The sequence below is a fragment of the Proteus sp. ZN5 genome (assembly GCF_011046025.1).
Taxonomy (GTDB): Bacteria; Pseudomonadota; Gammaproteobacteria; order Enterobacterales; family Enterobacteriaceae; genus Proteus.
This window is the reverse complement of the sequence record NZ_CP047639.1, coordinates 3,223,461-3,239,797: the sequence shown is the minus strand read 5'-3', so window position 1 is coordinate 3,239,797 and position 16,337 is coordinate 3,223,461. Positions and strand designations below refer to the sequence as shown.

13 protein-coding genes and 1 pseudogene are annotated in these 16,337 nt (G+C 37.8%); 9 read left to right on the top strand and 5 right to left on the bottom strand.

The window, feature by feature from the left end; translation table 11 throughout:
• Positions 1-73 precede the first annotated feature (73 nt).
• Positions 74-403: a hypothetical protein gene (locus tag GTK47_RS15000; protein WP_098943457.1), complete on the top strand. Its 330-nt coding sequence runs from the start codon at positions 74-76 to the stop codon at positions 401-403.
• Positions 404-544: 141 nt separating this feature from the next.
• Here GTK47_RS15000 and yeiP read toward each other — a convergent pair whose 3' ends face one another.
• The 3 genes from yeiP to GTK47_RS14985 all read right to left on the bottom strand — a co-directional run bounded on the left by yeiP (position 545) and on the right by GTK47_RS14985 (position 3,226).
• Entirely contained in the window at positions 545-1,117 is a 573-nt protein-coding gene (gene yeiP / locus GTK47_RS14995; RefSeq protein WP_165124617.1) for an elongation factor P-like protein YeiP, read from the bottom strand.
• 161 nt (positions 1,118-1,278) lie between these two features.
• A complete protein-coding gene (mtr, locus tag GTK47_RS14990) occupies positions 1,279-2,520 on the bottom strand; it encodes a tryptophan permease (protein ID WP_165124614.1) in 1,242 nt (413 codons plus the stop codon).
• Between the two features lie 289 nt (positions 2,521-2,809).
• Positions 2,810-3,226: an NUDIX domain-containing protein gene (locus GTK47_RS14985; RefSeq protein ID WP_165124611.1), complete on the bottom strand. Its 417-nt coding sequence runs from the start codon at positions 3,224-3,226 to the stop codon at positions 2,810-2,812.
• A 192-nt stretch (positions 3,227-3,418) separates the two neighbouring features.
• Between GTK47_RS14985 and fruK the strand changes: the two genes are divergently transcribed.
• Positions 3,419-4,357, top strand: coding sequence for a 1-phosphofructokinase (fruK, locus tag GTK47_RS14980; RefSeq protein ID WP_165124608.1), 939 nt, complete (start codon positions 3,419-3,421; stop codon positions 4,355-4,357).
• 105 nt (positions 4,358-4,462) lie between these two features.
• Here the strand turns inward: fruK and nfo are convergent, their stop codons facing one another.
• Positions 4,463-5,305: a deoxyribonuclease IV gene (gene nfo / locus GTK47_RS14975; protein ID WP_165124605.1), complete on the bottom strand. Its 843-nt coding sequence runs from the start codon at positions 5,303-5,305 to the stop codon at positions 4,463-4,465.
• 168 nt (positions 5,306-5,473) lie between these two features.
• Positions 5,474-6,568 (bottom strand): YeiH family protein, encoded by a 1,095-nt coding sequence (locus GTK47_RS14970; RefSeq protein WP_165124602.1) that lies wholly within the window; start codon positions 6,566-6,568, stop codon positions 5,474-5,476.
• A 184-nt stretch (positions 6,569-6,752) separates the two neighbouring features.
• Between GTK47_RS14970 and yieE the strand changes: the two genes are divergently transcribed.
• The 7 genes and pseudogenes from yieE to GTK47_RS14935 all read left to right on the top strand — a co-directional run bounded on the left by yieE (position 6,753) and on the right by GTK47_RS14935 (position 16,150).
• Positions 6,753-7,646: a DNA-binding transcriptional regulator YeiE gene (gene yieE, locus GTK47_RS14965; RefSeq protein ID WP_165124599.1), complete on the top strand. Its 894-nt coding sequence runs from the start codon at positions 6,753-6,755 to the stop codon at positions 7,644-7,646.
• Between the two features lie 118 nt (positions 7,647-7,764).
• Positions 7,765-9,252: an amino acid permease gene (locus tag GTK47_RS14960; protein ID WP_165124596.1), complete on the top strand. Its 1,488-nt coding sequence runs from the start codon at positions 7,765-7,767 to the stop codon at positions 9,250-9,252.
• 485 nt (positions 9,253-9,737) lie between these two features.
• Entirely contained in the window at positions 9,738-10,826 is a 1,089-nt protein-coding gene (locus GTK47_RS14955) for an iron ABC transporter permease (protein ID WP_165124593.1), read from the top strand.
• Positions 10,826-11,608 (top strand): ABC transporter ATP-binding protein, encoded by a 783-nt coding sequence (locus tag GTK47_RS14950; RefSeq protein WP_165124590.1) that lies wholly within the window; start codon positions 10,826-10,828, stop codon positions 11,606-11,608. The genes GTK47_RS14955 and GTK47_RS14950 overlap by 1 nt, the downstream gene beginning before the upstream one ends.
• Before the next feature lie 177 nt (positions 11,609-11,785).
• A pseudogene (locus GTK47_RS14945) lies at positions 11,786-13,804 on the top strand (ligand-gated channel protein).
• A 767-nt stretch (positions 13,805-14,571) separates the two neighbouring features.
• Positions 14,572-14,781, top strand: a complete 210-nt coding sequence (locus GTK47_RS20555) for a hypothetical protein (RefSeq protein ID WP_165124587.1) — start codon at positions 14,572-14,574, stop codon at positions 14,779-14,781.
• Positions 14,771-16,150, top strand: coding sequence for an APC family permease (locus GTK47_RS14935; RefSeq protein ID WP_165124584.1), 1,380 nt, complete (start codon positions 14,771-14,773; stop codon positions 16,148-16,150). The genes GTK47_RS20555 and GTK47_RS14935 overlap by 11 nt, the downstream gene beginning before the upstream one ends.
• The last annotated feature ends 187 nt before the right edge of the window (positions 16,151-16,337 follow it).

Below are 16,337 nucleotides of genomic sequence, written 5' to 3'. Positions count from 1 at the left end.
ATTGCTATGATGAAAATATGTCGGGTAGGTGTGATCCTCATACCTGCTAGCGCAAACAAGAAGTGAGGTCGTTATGAGAAAATATCTGACCGTAGTATGCAGTCTTCTCGTTTCCAGTTCGATATCATTGGCTTGGGCGTCTGATCCCATGCAAACAACAGGGCAGATTTATCTGCGGGGTGCAATTGTGGATCCTGCATGTGAAATGAATTTTACATTTGATAAAGCTGAATACCAATGTTACAAACACAACAAAGTGTTTACATCTACTCAACCCATCATTCCAGCGTCTTTTGATAAATCCCAACAAACTATTATTTTGCCTCAAGATATGGGCAAGGCTGAGATCCGTTGGATGGATGATACCCAAAAGAATGGTGTTATTGACGTTCAGTATTTTTAAGACGCCTGTGGGGAATAGAGGTAGGTAGCAAAGATAAACAAGTCAAATAATCGTTTATCATATTGTGTTTCTTACGATTATCTGACCTATTTAAAGCAACATTAGCGATATACGCTAATGAGTAGGGCTTTTGACTGTTGATTAGTCAGCACGACCCATATAGCGACGTTCAGCAATATGAATACGAACTTTATCGCCAGTAGAAAGGTATTCAGGAACTTGAATAACTAACCCTGTTGGCAATGTTGCAGGTTTAGTACGAGCACTTGCAGAAGCGCCTTTAATACCCGGCACAGTTTCAACAATTTCCATATCAACAGTTTGTGGCAGTTCTAATGCTAAAACTTGACCATCCATTGTTAATACTTGCATTCCCGCTAAGCCTTCCTCAGGAATAAACAGTAATTCATCTTCAATTTGCTCTTTTTTGAAGATATAAGGCGTGTAATCTTCATTATCCATAAAGATATATTCATCACCATCAATGTAAGAAAAGCTAACAGCACGGCGTGTTAAGCTGATGGTATCAATCATATCATCGCCTTTGAAACGCTCTTCTACTTTCTGGCCTGTACGGATATCAGTAAAACGCATTTTATACAATGTACTTGCACCACGAGCACTAGGTGCTTGGATATCGATATCTTTTACCAGTAATAATTTGTTGTTATAACTAACAGCCATACCACGTTTAATTTCATTGGCTTTTGCCATATAAAACCTTCCATTAAATAACATTGACGATAATGGCGACAAAATTACTCGCAGTGTAGAAACTTGGCAAGTTATTCGCACATTTTTTTATAAGATTTGATGAAAAAATAAAGCCAGCCCCAATATGGGCTGGCTTTAGATATTAGCTTTTAGAAAAGAAATTAACGGTAGATAGGAAGAAGATTAAAGTTCGCTAAAATATGTGCACTGGCATTGATAACACCAAATAAAATCACGAAACCAATCATAAACATACCACCGGGAGCTTTAAAGCTTTGACTTTGATTACGCTCACGACTTGCTTTCGCCATTAATGCAGGGATAATCGCAGCCCAAATCGTTGCTGCAAGCCCTGCAAAACCAATGGCATATAAGAAACCATCAGGGAAAATAATTGCTAAAATAGTAGGTGGTATAAACGTAACTAATGCAGATTTAAATCGACCACTTCCTGTATTTGAAAACTTAAAGAAGTCCGCTAAGTAATCGAATAATCCTAATGACACGCCTAAGAATGAACTTGCTAATGCCATATAAGAGAACAGATCTAATAACATTGATACAGTGGCATTGGCGGTTGTTGAACGCATTTGTGCTAATAAGTTACCAATATTCCCACCATCAGCAATCACTTGCTTGAAACCTTCACGAGGAATATTACCTTGTACAACAAACTGCCATAAAATATAAATCGCCAGTGAAATCAATGTACCAATCAGCAAGCTTTTCATAACCGCTTTGCCATCTCTACGATAATACGTGACTAAGCCGGGAATATTACCGTGATAACCAAACGAGGTGAGTAAATAAGGTAATGCTGCTAAAGCATAAGGCAAGTAACTTGCATTGCTTTCATTGGTGTTAAATAACACCGGCATTTTTACTTCCGTAAATAGGCCGCCAATGGCTAAGACAAAGGCAATTACCATACCGCCAATTAAGATGGTGCTTAATCTATCCACTGCACGTGTTGATAACCAAACAAAGAAAGCTACGATTAATGCAAAGACTAAGCCTGCAATTGCTTGTTGTACGCTTATTATACCTGCAAAGTTTTGCACGATAATGGAGCTACCCGCAGAAATATAAGCGTAAGTTAAAATATAAAGAACAAACGCAATCGACAGCCCATTAATTGTACTCCAGCCTTTCCCTAATAAGTCTTTGGTAATGGTATGAAAACTTGAGCCTAAAGGATAATGAAGGTTCACTTCTAAGATCATTAACCCAGACATAAATAAACAAAACCAAGTGTAGATCAGAAGAAAAATAGAACCGGTAAACCAGACACCGGAAGTCACAATAGGAATGGAAAACATGCCTGCACCCACAGCGGTACCTGCAATGATCATTGCACCACCAAGTATGGATGGGCGCTTTGTTATTGATGTGACTTCTGACATAAGATGTCCTTATAAAATTGACTCAATGTACTAGCTTGATGGTGTAAAGAATACACGTTTGCTATAAAGGTGTAAATAGAGGTTATTGTGCTTTATAAAAGAAAAAAGTGAGTAAAAATAATACAGTATGAAAAGGTGGTTATATAAATCAATAGATTAGTGTGAGGATTATTAGAAATGATAAAGAAACACAGCGATAAATAAGTGAAAATTTGTGTAGAAATAGATAATTCGAACATTATTCTGAACAAAAAAATCCAGAATAATGAACGTGATAGGGTATTTTTAATTAACCTTGATAAAACTGCTTACTTTTCCATAATGCAATAGAATTGCGGCTGGCTTCAAAGTGTGGCTCAGGTAAATCATCTGGAGAACACCAGCGGATTTCAGAACATTTATCTGGTTCCATCAATTTAGGCTCATCACCTTGGTGCTGTGCGATCATACAAATAGAGACAGTGTGTTTACCTTCTAACTGGTAAGTTTCTAGATTATTGCTAATACCAATCACTTGTGGCGCAGTGATCGCAATACCTATTTCTTCTTCTATTTCGCGAATAGCACATTGCTCAAAAGTTTCCCCTTCATCAACATGTCCACCAAAAATTGACCAATAAGGGGCATGTTTGCCACAACGTTTTCCTAATAATACTTCACCATTTTCATTAGTGATAATTACGCCAACGCCGACTACGACTGACATTTAAGACTCCTTTTTCTTTTTTATATAGTTATAGTTAATGTATAAAATAAGTCGTTTTTTACGGGCAATATTCTCCTTTGCGGAGGGGGCGAGTGCAAGGAGAAAAAAACCAATTTCACTGAATAAATGGTTAATTGATGCTATATATAGCACCCTAAATATTCATAATAAAAATGATTTGGGAGTGAAGGCATGAGTCGCCGTGTCGCTACGATCACCTTAAACCCTGCTTATGATCTTGTTGGTGCCTGTCCAGCTATTGATATAGGTGGTGTTAATTTAGTCCGGACTGCTGGGCTCAATCCTGCGGGTAAAGGCAATAATGTCGCAAAAGTCTTACGTGATTTGGGCATTGATATTACTGTTAGCGGATTTATGGGACGTGAAAATCAAGAGGAATTTCAGCACTTCTTTAGTGAAAATGGGATGGCTAACCGTTTTTATCTTGTGTCAGGACGAACACGTATTAATGTGAAGTTAACCGAAGGAAAAGGGCAAGTCACTGACTTTAATTTTTCAGGATTCACCGTATCAGCGCAAGATTGGCAACGTTTTGCAATGGATTCGCTTAATTGGCTTGGTCATTTCGATATGGTTGTTGTCAGTGGTAGTTTACCGAATGGCGTTGATCCTGAAGCCTTTACTCAATGGATGATTAAGCTAAGAAAATTATGTCCGTGCATTATTTTCGACAGCAGTCGTGATGCTTTAGTCGCAGGGCTAAAAGCAGCACCTTGGCTGATAAAACCTAATCATCGTGAATTAGAAGCGTGGGTAGGGCATTCACTAACTGAAATGGCTGATATTATTAAAGCCGCTCATCAACTACGCGATAAAGGTATTGCTCATGTTGTTATTTCGTTGGGTGAAAGAGGGGCTTTATGGGTAAATGCATCTGGCGCATGGCTGGCAAAGCCACCGCATTGTGATGTGATAAGTACTGTTGGTGCTGGGGATTCGATGGTTGCTGGATTAGTGTATGGTTTATTAATGAGCCAAACGAGTGAGCATACTTTGCGTCTTGCAACTGCGATTTCTGCGTTATCAGTCAGTCAGCCTGATGTAGGAATTAAAGACAGAAGTCAACTTGCTGAAATGATGACTAAGATAGAGCTAACACCGATTAAATAAGATAATTTGCGGTTTATTACTATAATACAAAAACAGTATAAAACGAAAACGGTAAAAAACGAAAATCGTTATAAACCGCAAATCTTATTAATGCAGGTACTGTTTCTAGAGCTGTTGTGACTTTAGCCAAGCAATTTCGTCAGGCCAAATATCCGGATTGATGGTTTCTAAAATCAGCGGAATACCATCAAAACGCTTATCTTGCATAATATAGCTAAAAGGAACTTTACCAATATTTCCTTCACCTAAACTGTGGTGGCGGTCTACTCGACTGGCTAATTCGCTTTTTGCATCGTTAAGGTGCATCGCTTTTAGGTATTGAAAGCCGACAATCTTTTCAAATTCAGAGAATGTCTTTTCGCAATCTTCAATTGTTCTTAGATCATAACCGGCGGCGAAAGTGTGGCAAGTATCAATACAAACGCCTACGCGAGATTTATCTTCTACCCCATCAATAATGGCGGCGAGATGTTCAAAACGATAACCTAAATTTGTTCCTTGTCCTGCGGTATTTTCAATCACAGCAGTGACATTTTTCGTTTTTTCTAAAGTGATGTTAATCGATTGAGCTATTTTTTGTAGGCACTTATCAACATCAATCTTATTTAAATGGCTTCCCGGGTGGAAATTAAGTAACTCAATACCTAGTTGTTCACAACGCTGCATTTCATCTAAAAATGCGTCTCTTGATTTTTCGAGAGCGTCTTCTTCAGGGTGACCTAAATTAATGAGATAACTGTCATGGGGTAAAATTTGAGAAGGGCTATAACCATAAAGCTCACAGTTCTTTTTAAATTTATCAATGACTTCTGCGGATAATGGTGCAGCTTTCCACTGGCGCTGATTCTTAGTAAAAAGGGCAAACGCAGTAGCTTTTATTTCATGTGCGCGTAATACCGCCTGATCGACGCCACCAGCAGCACTGACATGTGCGCCAACAAATTTCATTATTTCTCTCCTTAGATTTATTTCACACCATGATAACAAACATACAGCGTATAACATCATATTGAGGTGATAAAAGCAAAAAAGCGCAACTAAAAATAGTTGCGCAATAATGAAAAGTACTTCTCAAGGCGAAATTTTAAGGGGGATTAATTTATATCGATATTCCTATTAAGACATCAATACAGTTTGAATAAAGATATTAATCATCGCACCACCAAGGGTTAACCAGAAAAATAAGAATAAAGCTAATAATAATGGTTTGACGCCTGCTTGTCGGATAGCGCTAATATGCGTTGTTAAACCTAATGCCACCATCGCCATTGCTAAGAGAATGGTATCAATAGTCACAATGTAACTCACAATAGACGCTGGAATTAAATTTAAAGAGTTAAAGCCAGCCATTAAAATAAAGAATACGGCAAACCAAGGAATAGTAATTGGGCTTTTCTCAGTTGCTTGTGCACCATTGTTCGCTTTACTTTTTTTCTTACTTAAATAAGTTGAAAGAATAATTAAGAATGGTGCTAGCATCATTACGCGGATCATTTTACTAATAACCGCAGCATTTTCAGCATCAGGGCTAATAGAGTGCCCTACAGCGACGACTTGAGCGACTTCGTGAATAGTTGAGCCGGAGAAAATACCAAAGGTTTCTTCGGTAAAGGGTAGCCAGCCTGCAAATGCATTTAAATGGTAGAACCAAGGGTAAAGGAAAATACCGATAGTCCCGAAAATCACAACAGTAGAAACCGCAACGGCAACTTGGCTTGCTTGTGCTTTAACAACAGGCTCTGTCGCCATAACAGCCGCAGCACCACAAATACTACTACCTGCACCAATCAAGATGACAGTTTGCTCATCTAAGCCGAAATATTTTCGACCAATCCACATTGCAATAAGAAAAGTCGATGTCAGCATAATGGCATCTATAATTAAACCTGTTGCGCCTACATCTGCAATTTGCTGAAAAGTCAGTCTAAAACCGTATAAAATAATACCTGTACGTAATAAATAGTGTTTAGCAAATTTGACACCTTCGTCACTATAAGGTTTTGCAACAGGATAAAAGGTATTACCCACAATAATACCGAATAGGATCGCCAGCGTTAATGCTCCTAAACCCATGCTAGAAAACCAAGGAATATCACCAATATAAATAGCAAGCGCAGTTAATACGCCAGTTAGTAATAAACCAGGAAACCAGCGATAGACTGGAGTGAAACATTTTTTCGCCAATGTAATAGGTTGACTTTGCTCTGACATAGAAAAACCTTGCTTATATGAATTTTGCATAAGCATATAACAAGTAATCTTATTTATTAAATTCATTATTTTTATAATAATAACCACTAAAACTAATATATGTGTATTTTCTTAAATGTACTTGGTATGTTACTGGTTTGTGGATAGTATGTTATTACAATGACGGTTTAAAGGTGGAATGGATATGCGAATTACGTTGCGGCAACTGGAAGTCTTTACTGAAGTTCTCAAGAGTGGTTCTACAACGCAAGCATCACAACAGCTTGCTTTATCTCAATCTGCTGTCAGTGCATCTTTAACTGATCTCGAAAGCCAACTAGGCGTACAGCTTTTCGATAGAGTGGGAAAAAGGCTTGTCACAAATGAACATGGGCGATTACTTTATCCTAGAGCACTATCTTTGCTGGAACGAGCAACCGAAGTGGAGCAGTTATTCCAAGCCGGAAATGGTGCTTTACGCATCGCTGCAAGTACAACAATAGGTAATTATATTCTTCCTCAAATGCTGGGGAATTTTCATCGTAATTATCCGGATATTCCGCTCGAAATGAGTATTGGAAATACCGAAGAAGTCGTTAAATTAGTGAGCGAATTCCGTGTTGATTTAGGGCTAATTGAAGGTGCTTGTCAAAGTTCCGAACTGATTAGCCAGAAATGGCTTTTAGATGAAATGGTTGTTTTTTGCTCACCCGATCATCCTTTAGCTAAAGCATCAAAAGTGACTTTAACTGATTTACAGTCAGCTCCTTGGATTTTACGAGAAAATGGTTCAGGAACTCGAGATGTGCTTAACCATCTTCTATTTGCTTCTTTACCGGGCTACCGTATTGAAATGGAATTAGGTAACTCAGAAGCAATAAAACACGCCGTAATGTATGAAATGGGGATCAGCTGTTTATCTCGCCGAGTGATTGAAGAGCAGATTAATAATGGCTCATTAAAAGAGATAAAAGTAGAAGGGTTGGCATTACAACGTACCCTATATCTGGTTTATCATCGTCAAAAACATGTCTCTGATGCACTGAAAAAACTCCTGACATATTGTAATGCTGAACACTTAATCGGCAATTTTTCATAAATTGCTAATAATTGACGCCCGATCATGAAGGTATCTTATAATCCTAGATCCTTGCTATTCACGAACGACAGATTTGCTACAATCCTCGTTAGAAAAGTGAATATAAAAGTGGAATGTTATGTCAGAACAACAAAATAGTACTGCTGATTCGGGCGCAGTACGCACCTTGCGCCGAGAGTTAAAAGCGCGACATTTAGCGATGATCGCTATTGGTGGTTCAATTGGTACAGGACTTTTTGTCGCATCTGGTGCAACTGTTGCTCAAGCAGGGCCGGGTGGGGCATTACTCTCTTATGCATTAATTGGACTAATGGTCTATTTTCTAATGACAAGTCTTGGGGAATTAGCCGCATTTATGCCTGTTTCCGGCTCATTCTCAACATACGGCTCTAAGTATGTAGAAGAAGGTTTTGGTTTCGCATTAGGCTGGAACTATTGGTATAACTGGGCAGTTACAATTGCTGTTGACCTTGTTGCTGCACAATTAGTGATGCTCTATTGGTTCCCTGATGTTGATGGTTGGATCTGGAGTGCTTTATTCCTTGGTGTTATTTTCTTACTCAACTATATCTCTGTAAAAGGGTTTGGTGAGGCAGAATATTGGTTCTCTTTGATCAAAGTTTCTACAGTAATTATCTTTATTATTGTGGGTATTGCGATGATTACGGGCATTATGAAAGGTGCCGAAAACGCAGGTTGGCATAATTGGGAAATTGGTGATGCACCTTTTGCGGGTGGATTTGCTGCCATGATTGGTGTTGCCATGATCGTTGGTTTCTCATTCCAAGGTACAGAATTAATTGGTATTGCAGCGGGTGAATCTAAAGATCCAGCTAAAAATATTCCCAAAGCTGTACGTAAAGTGTTCTGGCGTATCTTACTGTTTTATATCTTCGCGATTTTAATTATTAGCTTAATTATCCCTTACACTGATCCTAATTTACTGCGTAATGATGTAGGTGATATTAGCGTTAGTCCATTTACACTAGTCTTTAAAAATGCGGGATTATTATCTGCAGCAGCTATCATGAATGCAGTTATCTTAACGGCAGTACTTTCTGCGGGTAACTCAGGCATGTATGCATCAACGCGTATGCTGTTTACATTAGCAAGAGAAGGCAAAGCACCAAAATGCTTTGGTAAATTGTCTAAAAATGGTGTGCCACGCAATGCGCTTTATGCAACAACAGTTGTTGCGGGTTTATGTTTCCTAAGTTCAATGTACGGAAACCAAACTGTCTACTTGTGGTTATTAAACACTTCAGGAATGACCGGTTTTATTGCATGGTTAGGTATTGCGATTAGCCACTATCGTTTCCGTAAAGGCTATGTTGCACAAGGTCGCGATTTAAATGACTTACCTTATCGCTCAGGTTTCTTCCCAATTGGCCCTATTTTTGCCTTTATATTGTGTTTAATTATTACATTAGGTCAAAATTACCAAGCTTTCTTAGAAGACACAATTGATTGGTATGGTGCAATTGCAACTTATATTGGTATCCCATTATTCTTATTAATTTGGTTTACTTATAAGATTGTGAAGAAAACCCGCTTTATTCGTTATAACGAAATGGAATTTCCAACACATATTGCGAATAAAAAATAACCTATAAATCAAGCTATTAAAACGTCCGTTTTTGTGATTGAGATCACTATAAAACGGGCGTTTTTTTATTTTTTGACCTGTCAATTATAAAAAACATACAAAAACTTTAATTATATCGGCAATCGCATTGATAATTATTATTATTTGCTTTATTGTTAGCGCACGATTTATTTGCTGAAAAATAAGATAATGGCGCTATTAGTTGTAAATAATATGCTGAATGTAATGAGTCTGATAATAATTAGCCCTTCTAGTGCTCAAGATAGCCAACCAACAGTTTATCGCCATATAATAAATTACACAGCGAATATGATTCACCGTATAATAATTTGGCGACTCACTTCTTTGTTGAATAATTTGTCTCAAATTAATAATTGGTTTTTTGTCCATAAAAAACAGTTGATGGGTTGTACGGTATGTTTTTGCTTACTTAATGGGTTGGTAAGAACAGAACAACGTAGAAAAAACTAGGTACAACAATTGATATGAGCATTATGTCAGAGAGACTCGCCACACAAGAGCATGAAAAAAATGCATCAGATAATGTGAAAGCCCATTATCGAAAAATGATGAATAAACGCATGCTATGGTTAGGAGTTATCGTTTTAATTATTTGTGGTTCAGTGGTGTTAGATTTCACCATGGGGCCTTCTGGTTTATCACTTGATAAATTATTAACAACCCTTTTTCAGCCTGAACTTGTTGATGCGGGCTCTCGAGTGATTGTATGGGATATCCGCTTACCTTATGCCTTAATGGCGGTTGTGGTAGGGATGTCGCTAGGATTAGCGGGTGCAGAAATGCAAACTATTCTAAATAACCCGTTAGCAAGTCCATTCACACTGGGTTTATCAAATGCTGCTTCATTTGGTGCTGCATTGGCGATTGTTTTAGGTATTGGTATTCCGGGTATTCCTGACCAATGGTTTATTTCGGCGAATGCGTTTCTCTTTGCCTTATTATCAGCCTTATTATTAGACGGAATAACTCGTTGGACACGTGTTCCAACATCTGGCGTTGTGCTGTTTGGTATAGCAATGGTATTTACCTTTAATGCGTTAGTCTCAATGATGCAATTTATTGCAACAGAAGACACGCTCCAAGGTCTGGTTTTCTGGACTATGGGAAGTTTGGCGCGTGCAACATGGGTAAAACTCGGCGTTATGGCGGGTGCATTTGCTGTCATTATGGTGATTTCATGGCTAAGTTCATGGAAACTAACCGCACTGCGATTAGGTGAAGACAGGGCGATTAGCTTTGGTATTGATGTAAAGCGCTTAAGATTAGGCTCATTGCTACGGATAAGTATTTTAACGGCACTGGCTGTTGCTTTTGTGGGACCTATTGCTTTTATTGGCTTGGTTGCACCTCATATTGCTCGCATGATGTTTGGTGAAGATCATCGTTTCTATTTACCAGCAAGCGCACTAATTGGGGCTTTAGTTTTATCATTGGCATCAATTGCGTCTAAGAATTTAATACCAGGTGTCATTATTCCGGTGGGTATTGTGACATCGCTGGTGGGCGTGCCATTTTTCCTCAGTATGATTTTACGTCATAGGGGGAATATCTAATGATGGAAGGATTAAAAATTCAAGATTTTAGCGCTGGCTATGCTAAACATCTCATCATTAAGGCACTTGATGTTGAGCCACTACCTAAAGGGAAGGTCACTGTATTATTGGGGCCAAATGGCAGCGGAAAATCAACATTATTAAGGGCGTTGGCGGGGTTAAATAAATCATCAGGTGTTGTCAGTTTAGATGGCAACGATCTAGCCACGATGAATTTCGCACAACGTGCTCAAAATGTGGTCTATTTGCCTCAAACATTACCAGCGGGTGTTCATTTACATGTTTTAGAATCCATTATTGTGGCACAGCGAGCTTCAGGTGGATTACATAATGAACATAGTGAAGCTCAGGTAATGCATTTATTACGTCAATTAGGCATCGAGCATTTAGCATTACGTTATTTAGATGAATTGTCGGGTGGCCAAAAACAATTAGTTGGACTTGCACAATCATTGATTAGGCAACCCTCTTTATTATTATTGGACGAGCCATTGAGCGCATTAGATCTTAATTACCAATATCATGTAATGGATTTAGTCGCTAAAGAGACACACCGTAGAAATATTATTACTGTTGTTGTTGTCCATGATATTAATATCGCCTTACGACATGGCGAACATGTATTAATGTTAAAACAAGGGCAATTAATTGCGCAAGGTGCGCCAGATAAAGTTATTACAGCACAAAGTCTTGCTGATGTTTATGGTGTTCAAGGTAGATTGGAATATTGTTCACAAGGAATACCTCAAATTATTATTGATGGCTTAGTGGATAAAATATAGAGAAGTAAAAGAGAAAGAGAAAAGAAGTAAATATAGGGATGCAGTAAATAGGGATATAAAAATAATATTAAAATAACCAAGGGTAATTAAATTTATTTATTACCCTAATTTCTGAGCAATTGTCGATCTGTCCATCTATATAAAATGTAAAGAATATATATTCTTGGAGAATCGGGAATGGTAGTGTTAAATAAAAATAAAATCGCGCTTAGTGTTGTTGCTGCAATCGCATCTAGTTTTGTTATGACTGCAACAGCTGAAAATGTAGAAAAACTACTTGTTACAACTGCTTCTGGGTTTAAACAAACCGTTGAAGATGCGCCAGCCTCGGTTTCTGTTGTTACTCGTGAACAATTAGAAACTAAGTCTTATCGTGATGTAACTGATGCGCTAAAAGATGTTCCTGGCGTATTAGTGACAGGCGGTGGAAGTAGTTCTGATATTAGTATTCGTGGTATGGATGCAAAATATACCATGATCTTGGTTGATGGTAAGCGTGTTGCCTCGCGTGAAACGCGTCCTAATAGTGATAACTCTGGTATTGAACAAGGTTGGTTACCACCTTTACCTGCTATTGAACGTATTGAAGTTGTACGTGGCCCAATGTCTTCTTTATATGGTTCCGATGCAATGGGTGGGGTTATCAATATTATTACCCGTAAAGCGCAAAAAGAGTGGAACTTTAGCTTACGTGGAGATAGTACTATCACAGAGCGTAAAGACTCAGGTAATACTAATCAAGGTAGTTTTTATGCCGCAGGTCCATTAATTGATAATGTCTTAGGCTTGAAAATTTAAGGTCAATATTCACATCGTAGTGAAGACAAAATTGTTAATGGTTATAACCGTCAAATTACGGCATCAGGCGGTGGTACATTAAGTTGGACACCTGATGAGCAAAATACGATTGATTTTGAATTTAAAAAAGATAACCAACATCGTGACTCACGAGTTTGGCATTCAAAATCAGGGTTATCTAGCCGAGGTAAAACACCGGAAAGCAGCTTTACTGATTATGAGCTAACTCATTATGCGTTAACTCATGATGGTGTTTATGATTTTGGTACGATGAATACTTATGTTCAGCGTGATGAAAGCCGTAATCCATCACGTAAAATGGATTATGACGACACAACAGTGCGTAATCAAACTGTCTTTATGTTAGGTGACCATACATTAAGTGTGGGAGCACAATATCGTTATGAAGAGCTAAAAGACGAAGGTAATAAAATTAAAGGTGGTAATAAGCTAGATCGTTATAGTTGGGCATTATTTGCTGAAGATGAATGGGCAATGACTAACGATTTCGCCTTAACGGGTGGCTTACGTATGGATAAAGATGAGAACTTTGGTACTCACTGGACACCTAGAGTATACGGTGTATGGCATCTTGCTGATGAGTGGACATTAAAAGGTGGAGTATCTACCGGTTATCGTTCACCAGATCTACGTCAAGCAACGGCATCATGGGGTCAAGGTACGGGTGGCGGTAATTATGATGCTGTTATTTATGGTAACCCAAGTTTGAAACCTGAAAAATCAGTCACTGAAGAAATTTCAATTATCTGGGATAACCGTGAAAATCTGACGGCAAGTTTAGGTCTTTTTAATACCGACTTTAAAGATAAGATTATGGAAGATCGCCGTTGTGACAGCCGTACAAATAAAGACGGTTCTAAAATGACGGATCTTCGTGACTGTACATTAGCAGACGGTGTTGGCAATAATGGGAAACCTTATGACTTTGTTAGTGATAGAACTAACGTAGATAAAGCGAATATGCGTGGTATTGAGGCGACCTTTAACTGGACAATATCACCAGAGTGGAATTTAGCGGCTAACTACACCTTTACGGACACTGAACAAAAAAGCGGTGATTTCAAAGGTAAGCCATTAAATAAACAACCACGTCATATGGCTAACGCGACCTTAAATTGGGAAACAATGCCAGAAATGGAAACGTGGGCACGTATTAACTTCCGTGGTAAAACCTCTGATTACTTATCACGTACTTCTATGTCACATGGCACGCCTTCTTATGCGTTTGTTGATATTGGTACCAGCTACAGTTTAACCAAGCAACTAAATGTGATTGGTGGTGTTTATAACGTATTTGATCGTCGTATCAACTATGAAAACTTTAATACCACATTAGAAGGTCGTCGTTACAACATTGGTTTGAACTATAATTTCTAATTTATTACCCTCAGTTTGTGTCATTAAGACTCCACTTGTGGAGTCTTTTTTTATCTCTAATTTTTTTGATTTGTTCAAAATTAGTACTGGAAAATTTAAATATTGAGGTCTATATTTAGCTCAATAATTCATCTTATTCATCGTTTTATTCTGAGTATTAGATTGTTATTTCTACTTAGTATCTGCCGTTTTTTTCTTAATTTATTCTCTTACTTTTTATTTATATAAAACAGGCTGTTAAAAAATAGACATTTTTTATTAAAAGTCTACTTTTTAGGGTAAAAAGAAGTGTGAGTTAACAACTCTTTAGCATTAATCTTATTAATGTATTTTAAATGCTTTATTTTGATGATTTGTTGATGATATTAATTTTAATCTGAGGTTTAATGTTTATTTATCAATATATTATGGTTCTCTTCCCCTCGGTGTAGTAAAGATTTTCGAAATATTTAAAGCATAAGAATTGTGATAAAATTACAATTCTTGTTAATAAAATGTGGCGTTACATGTTGACTTAGTTTGCGAATTGAAAAGATCGTAAAAAAAGGGGGCTTTTTGATGAAAATGTATTGCTATTTAAGTCTGAGACGTGCAAAATGCGCCCACTAAAAATATGACTGATGCGTTTAAAGTGCATCGGTTTTTTTTTGCATTTTTACTTATTACTACACCAAGAGGTCAGATTCATTTGAGTCTGAATAGATAACATAATTTGATTAGCAGCCAGCCCCTTAGAGAAAGGGTTGTCATGATAGAGGAATGCTAATATGGTACAATTATTCTCTTTCGCAGTCGGGCCAAACGGCACCTGCGGTAATGATGACTACGGAGCACGGCGTCTCCTAAATACATACACATCCTTAAAAACTTCATTCTATTCTGTTTATAGGCAGATGCGAAGTCTTCCCAGTAACTGTCGGTTGAGTTTATTGAGTACTCAAACCGAAGTTATGGGAGGGTTCGCTAATGTCAGATAACGTCATCTCCTCTATCGGCACTAACCAAACTGGTGCTAACAATCGGGTTCAACTACGTAAAACCTTGACACTAATGCAGGTAGTCATGATGGGGCTTGCTTTTTTACAGCCTATGACTATTTTCGATACATTTGGTATCGTTTCTGGCATTACCAATGGTCACGTAGCAACATCGTATGCAATTGCTTTAATTGCAATTTTATTTACCGCAGTAAGTTATGGAAAATTAGTTAAGCGTTTTCCATCAGCTGGCTCGGCGTATACCTATGCTCAGAAATCCATGAGTCCTTATGTGGGCTTTATGGTGGGTTGGTCATCCTTACTCGACTATTTATTTATGCCAATGATCAATATCTTATTGGCAAAGATCTATTTACAAGCAATATTCCCAGGCGTTGAGCCGTGGATCTTTGTATTTAGCTTAGTGGCTTTAATGACGTTCTTTAACCTACGTGGTATTAACGTTGTTGCTAACTTAAATACAGCAATTGTTATTGTGCAAGTTGCCGTAATGGTTGTGTTTGTTGGATTACTTATTCACGGTGTATATAACGGAGAAGGTGCAGGGGAGTTATGGACCTTTAGACCGTTTGCATCTGTTGATGCTGAAGTTATACCTATGATAACCGGAGCGACAATACTCTGTTTCTCATTCTTAGGTTTTGACGGTATCAGTACATTATCAGAAGAGACACCAAATGCAGGTAAAGTTATCCCTAAAGCGATTTTCTTAACTGCGCTGATTGGTGGGGTTATCTTTATTGCCGTTTCTTACTTTTTGCAATTGTATTTCCCAGATATTTCACGATTCAAAAACCCAGAAGAGTCACAACCTGAAATAATGCTGTATGTTGCTGGTGCTTTATTCCAGTCGATTATTTTAGTGTTCTCATGTGTGACTGTATTAGCATCCGGTATGGCGGCTCACGCAGGTGTTGCGCGTTTACTTTATGTTATGGGTCGTGATGGCGTATTCCCAGAGAAGACATTTGGTTACGTACATCCTAAATGGCGTACACCGGCTTTTAACGTGCTATTGGTGGGTTTCTTAGCGTTAGGTGCAGTGTTCTTTGACTTAGTGACTGCAACTGCATTAATTAACTTTGGTGCGTTAGTTGCGTTTACTTTCGTGAATCTGTCTGTTATTTCACAATTCTATATTCGTGAGCGTCGTAATAAAGGGTTAATGGATCATATTAATTACCTGATATTACCTATTATTGGTGCTGCGACAATGGGGGTCTTGTGGATAAATCTTGAACCAGGCTCTATGGAATTAGGCCTTGTTTGGGGAGCAATTGGTATACTTTATATGGTGTGGATCACGCGTCGTTTCCGTCGACCAATGCCACAAATGCCAGAAAAGTAATACTATAAACATTGTTATAAAAATCAGTGTAGAAAATGGCTTCAGTAATGAAGCCATTTTTTTATGAAAGATATTTTTATTTCTATTAATTTAAGCTAAGAATTTATTTTAACTCGAATAAGAATTTCAATAATAAATAAATTATTTCAATTTAAGTTATTTAAACTAAATAAAAGGCTATAATTTA

Bases quoted from the DNA above. Each gene is read 5' to 3' on its own strand.
- GTK47_RS15000 (WP_098943457.1), top strand. From the start codon at position 74: ATGAGAAAATATCTGACCGTAGTATGCAGTCTTCTCGTTTCCAGTTCG.
- yeiP (WP_165124617.1), bottom strand. From the start codon at position 1,117: ATGGCAAAAGCCAATGAAATTAAACGTGGTATGGCTGTTAGTTATAAC.
- mtr (WP_165124614.1), bottom strand. From the start codon at position 2,520: ATGTCAGAAGTCACATCAATAACAAAGCGCCCATCCATACTTGGTGGT.
- GTK47_RS14985 (WP_165124611.1), bottom strand. From the start codon at position 3,226: ATGTCAGTCGTAGTCGGCGTTGGCGTAATTATCACTAATGAAAATGGT.
- fruK (WP_165124608.1), top strand. From the start codon at position 3,419: ATGAGTCGCCGTGTCGCTACGATCACCTTAAACCCTGCTTATGATCTT.
- nfo (WP_165124605.1), bottom strand. From the start codon at position 5,305: ATGAAATTTGTTGGCGCACATGTCAGTGCTGCTGGTGGCGTCGATCAG.
- GTK47_RS14970 (WP_165124602.1), bottom strand. From the start codon at position 6,568: ATGTCAGAGCAAAGTCAACCTATTACATTGGCGAAAAAATGTTTCACT.
- yieE (WP_165124599.1), top strand. From the start codon at position 6,753: ATGCGAATTACGTTGCGGCAACTGGAAGTCTTTACTGAAGTTCTCAAG.
- GTK47_RS14960 (WP_165124596.1), top strand. From the start codon at position 7,765: ATGTCAGAACAACAAAATAGTACTGCTGATTCGGGCGCAGTACGCACC.
- GTK47_RS14955 (WP_165124593.1), top strand. From the start codon at position 9,738: ATGAGCATTATGTCAGAGAGACTCGCCACACAAGAGCATGAAAAAAAT.
- GTK47_RS14950 (WP_165124590.1), top strand. From the start codon at position 10,826: ATGATGGAAGGATTAAAAATTCAAGATTTTAGCGCTGGCTATGCTAAA.
- GTK47_RS20555 (WP_165124587.1), top strand. From the start codon at position 14,572: ATGGTACAATTATTCTCTTTCGCAGTCGGGCCAAACGGCACCTGCGGT.
- GTK47_RS14935 (WP_165124584.1), top strand. From the start codon at position 14,771: ATGTCAGATAACGTCATCTCCTCTATCGGCACTAACCAAACTGGTGCT.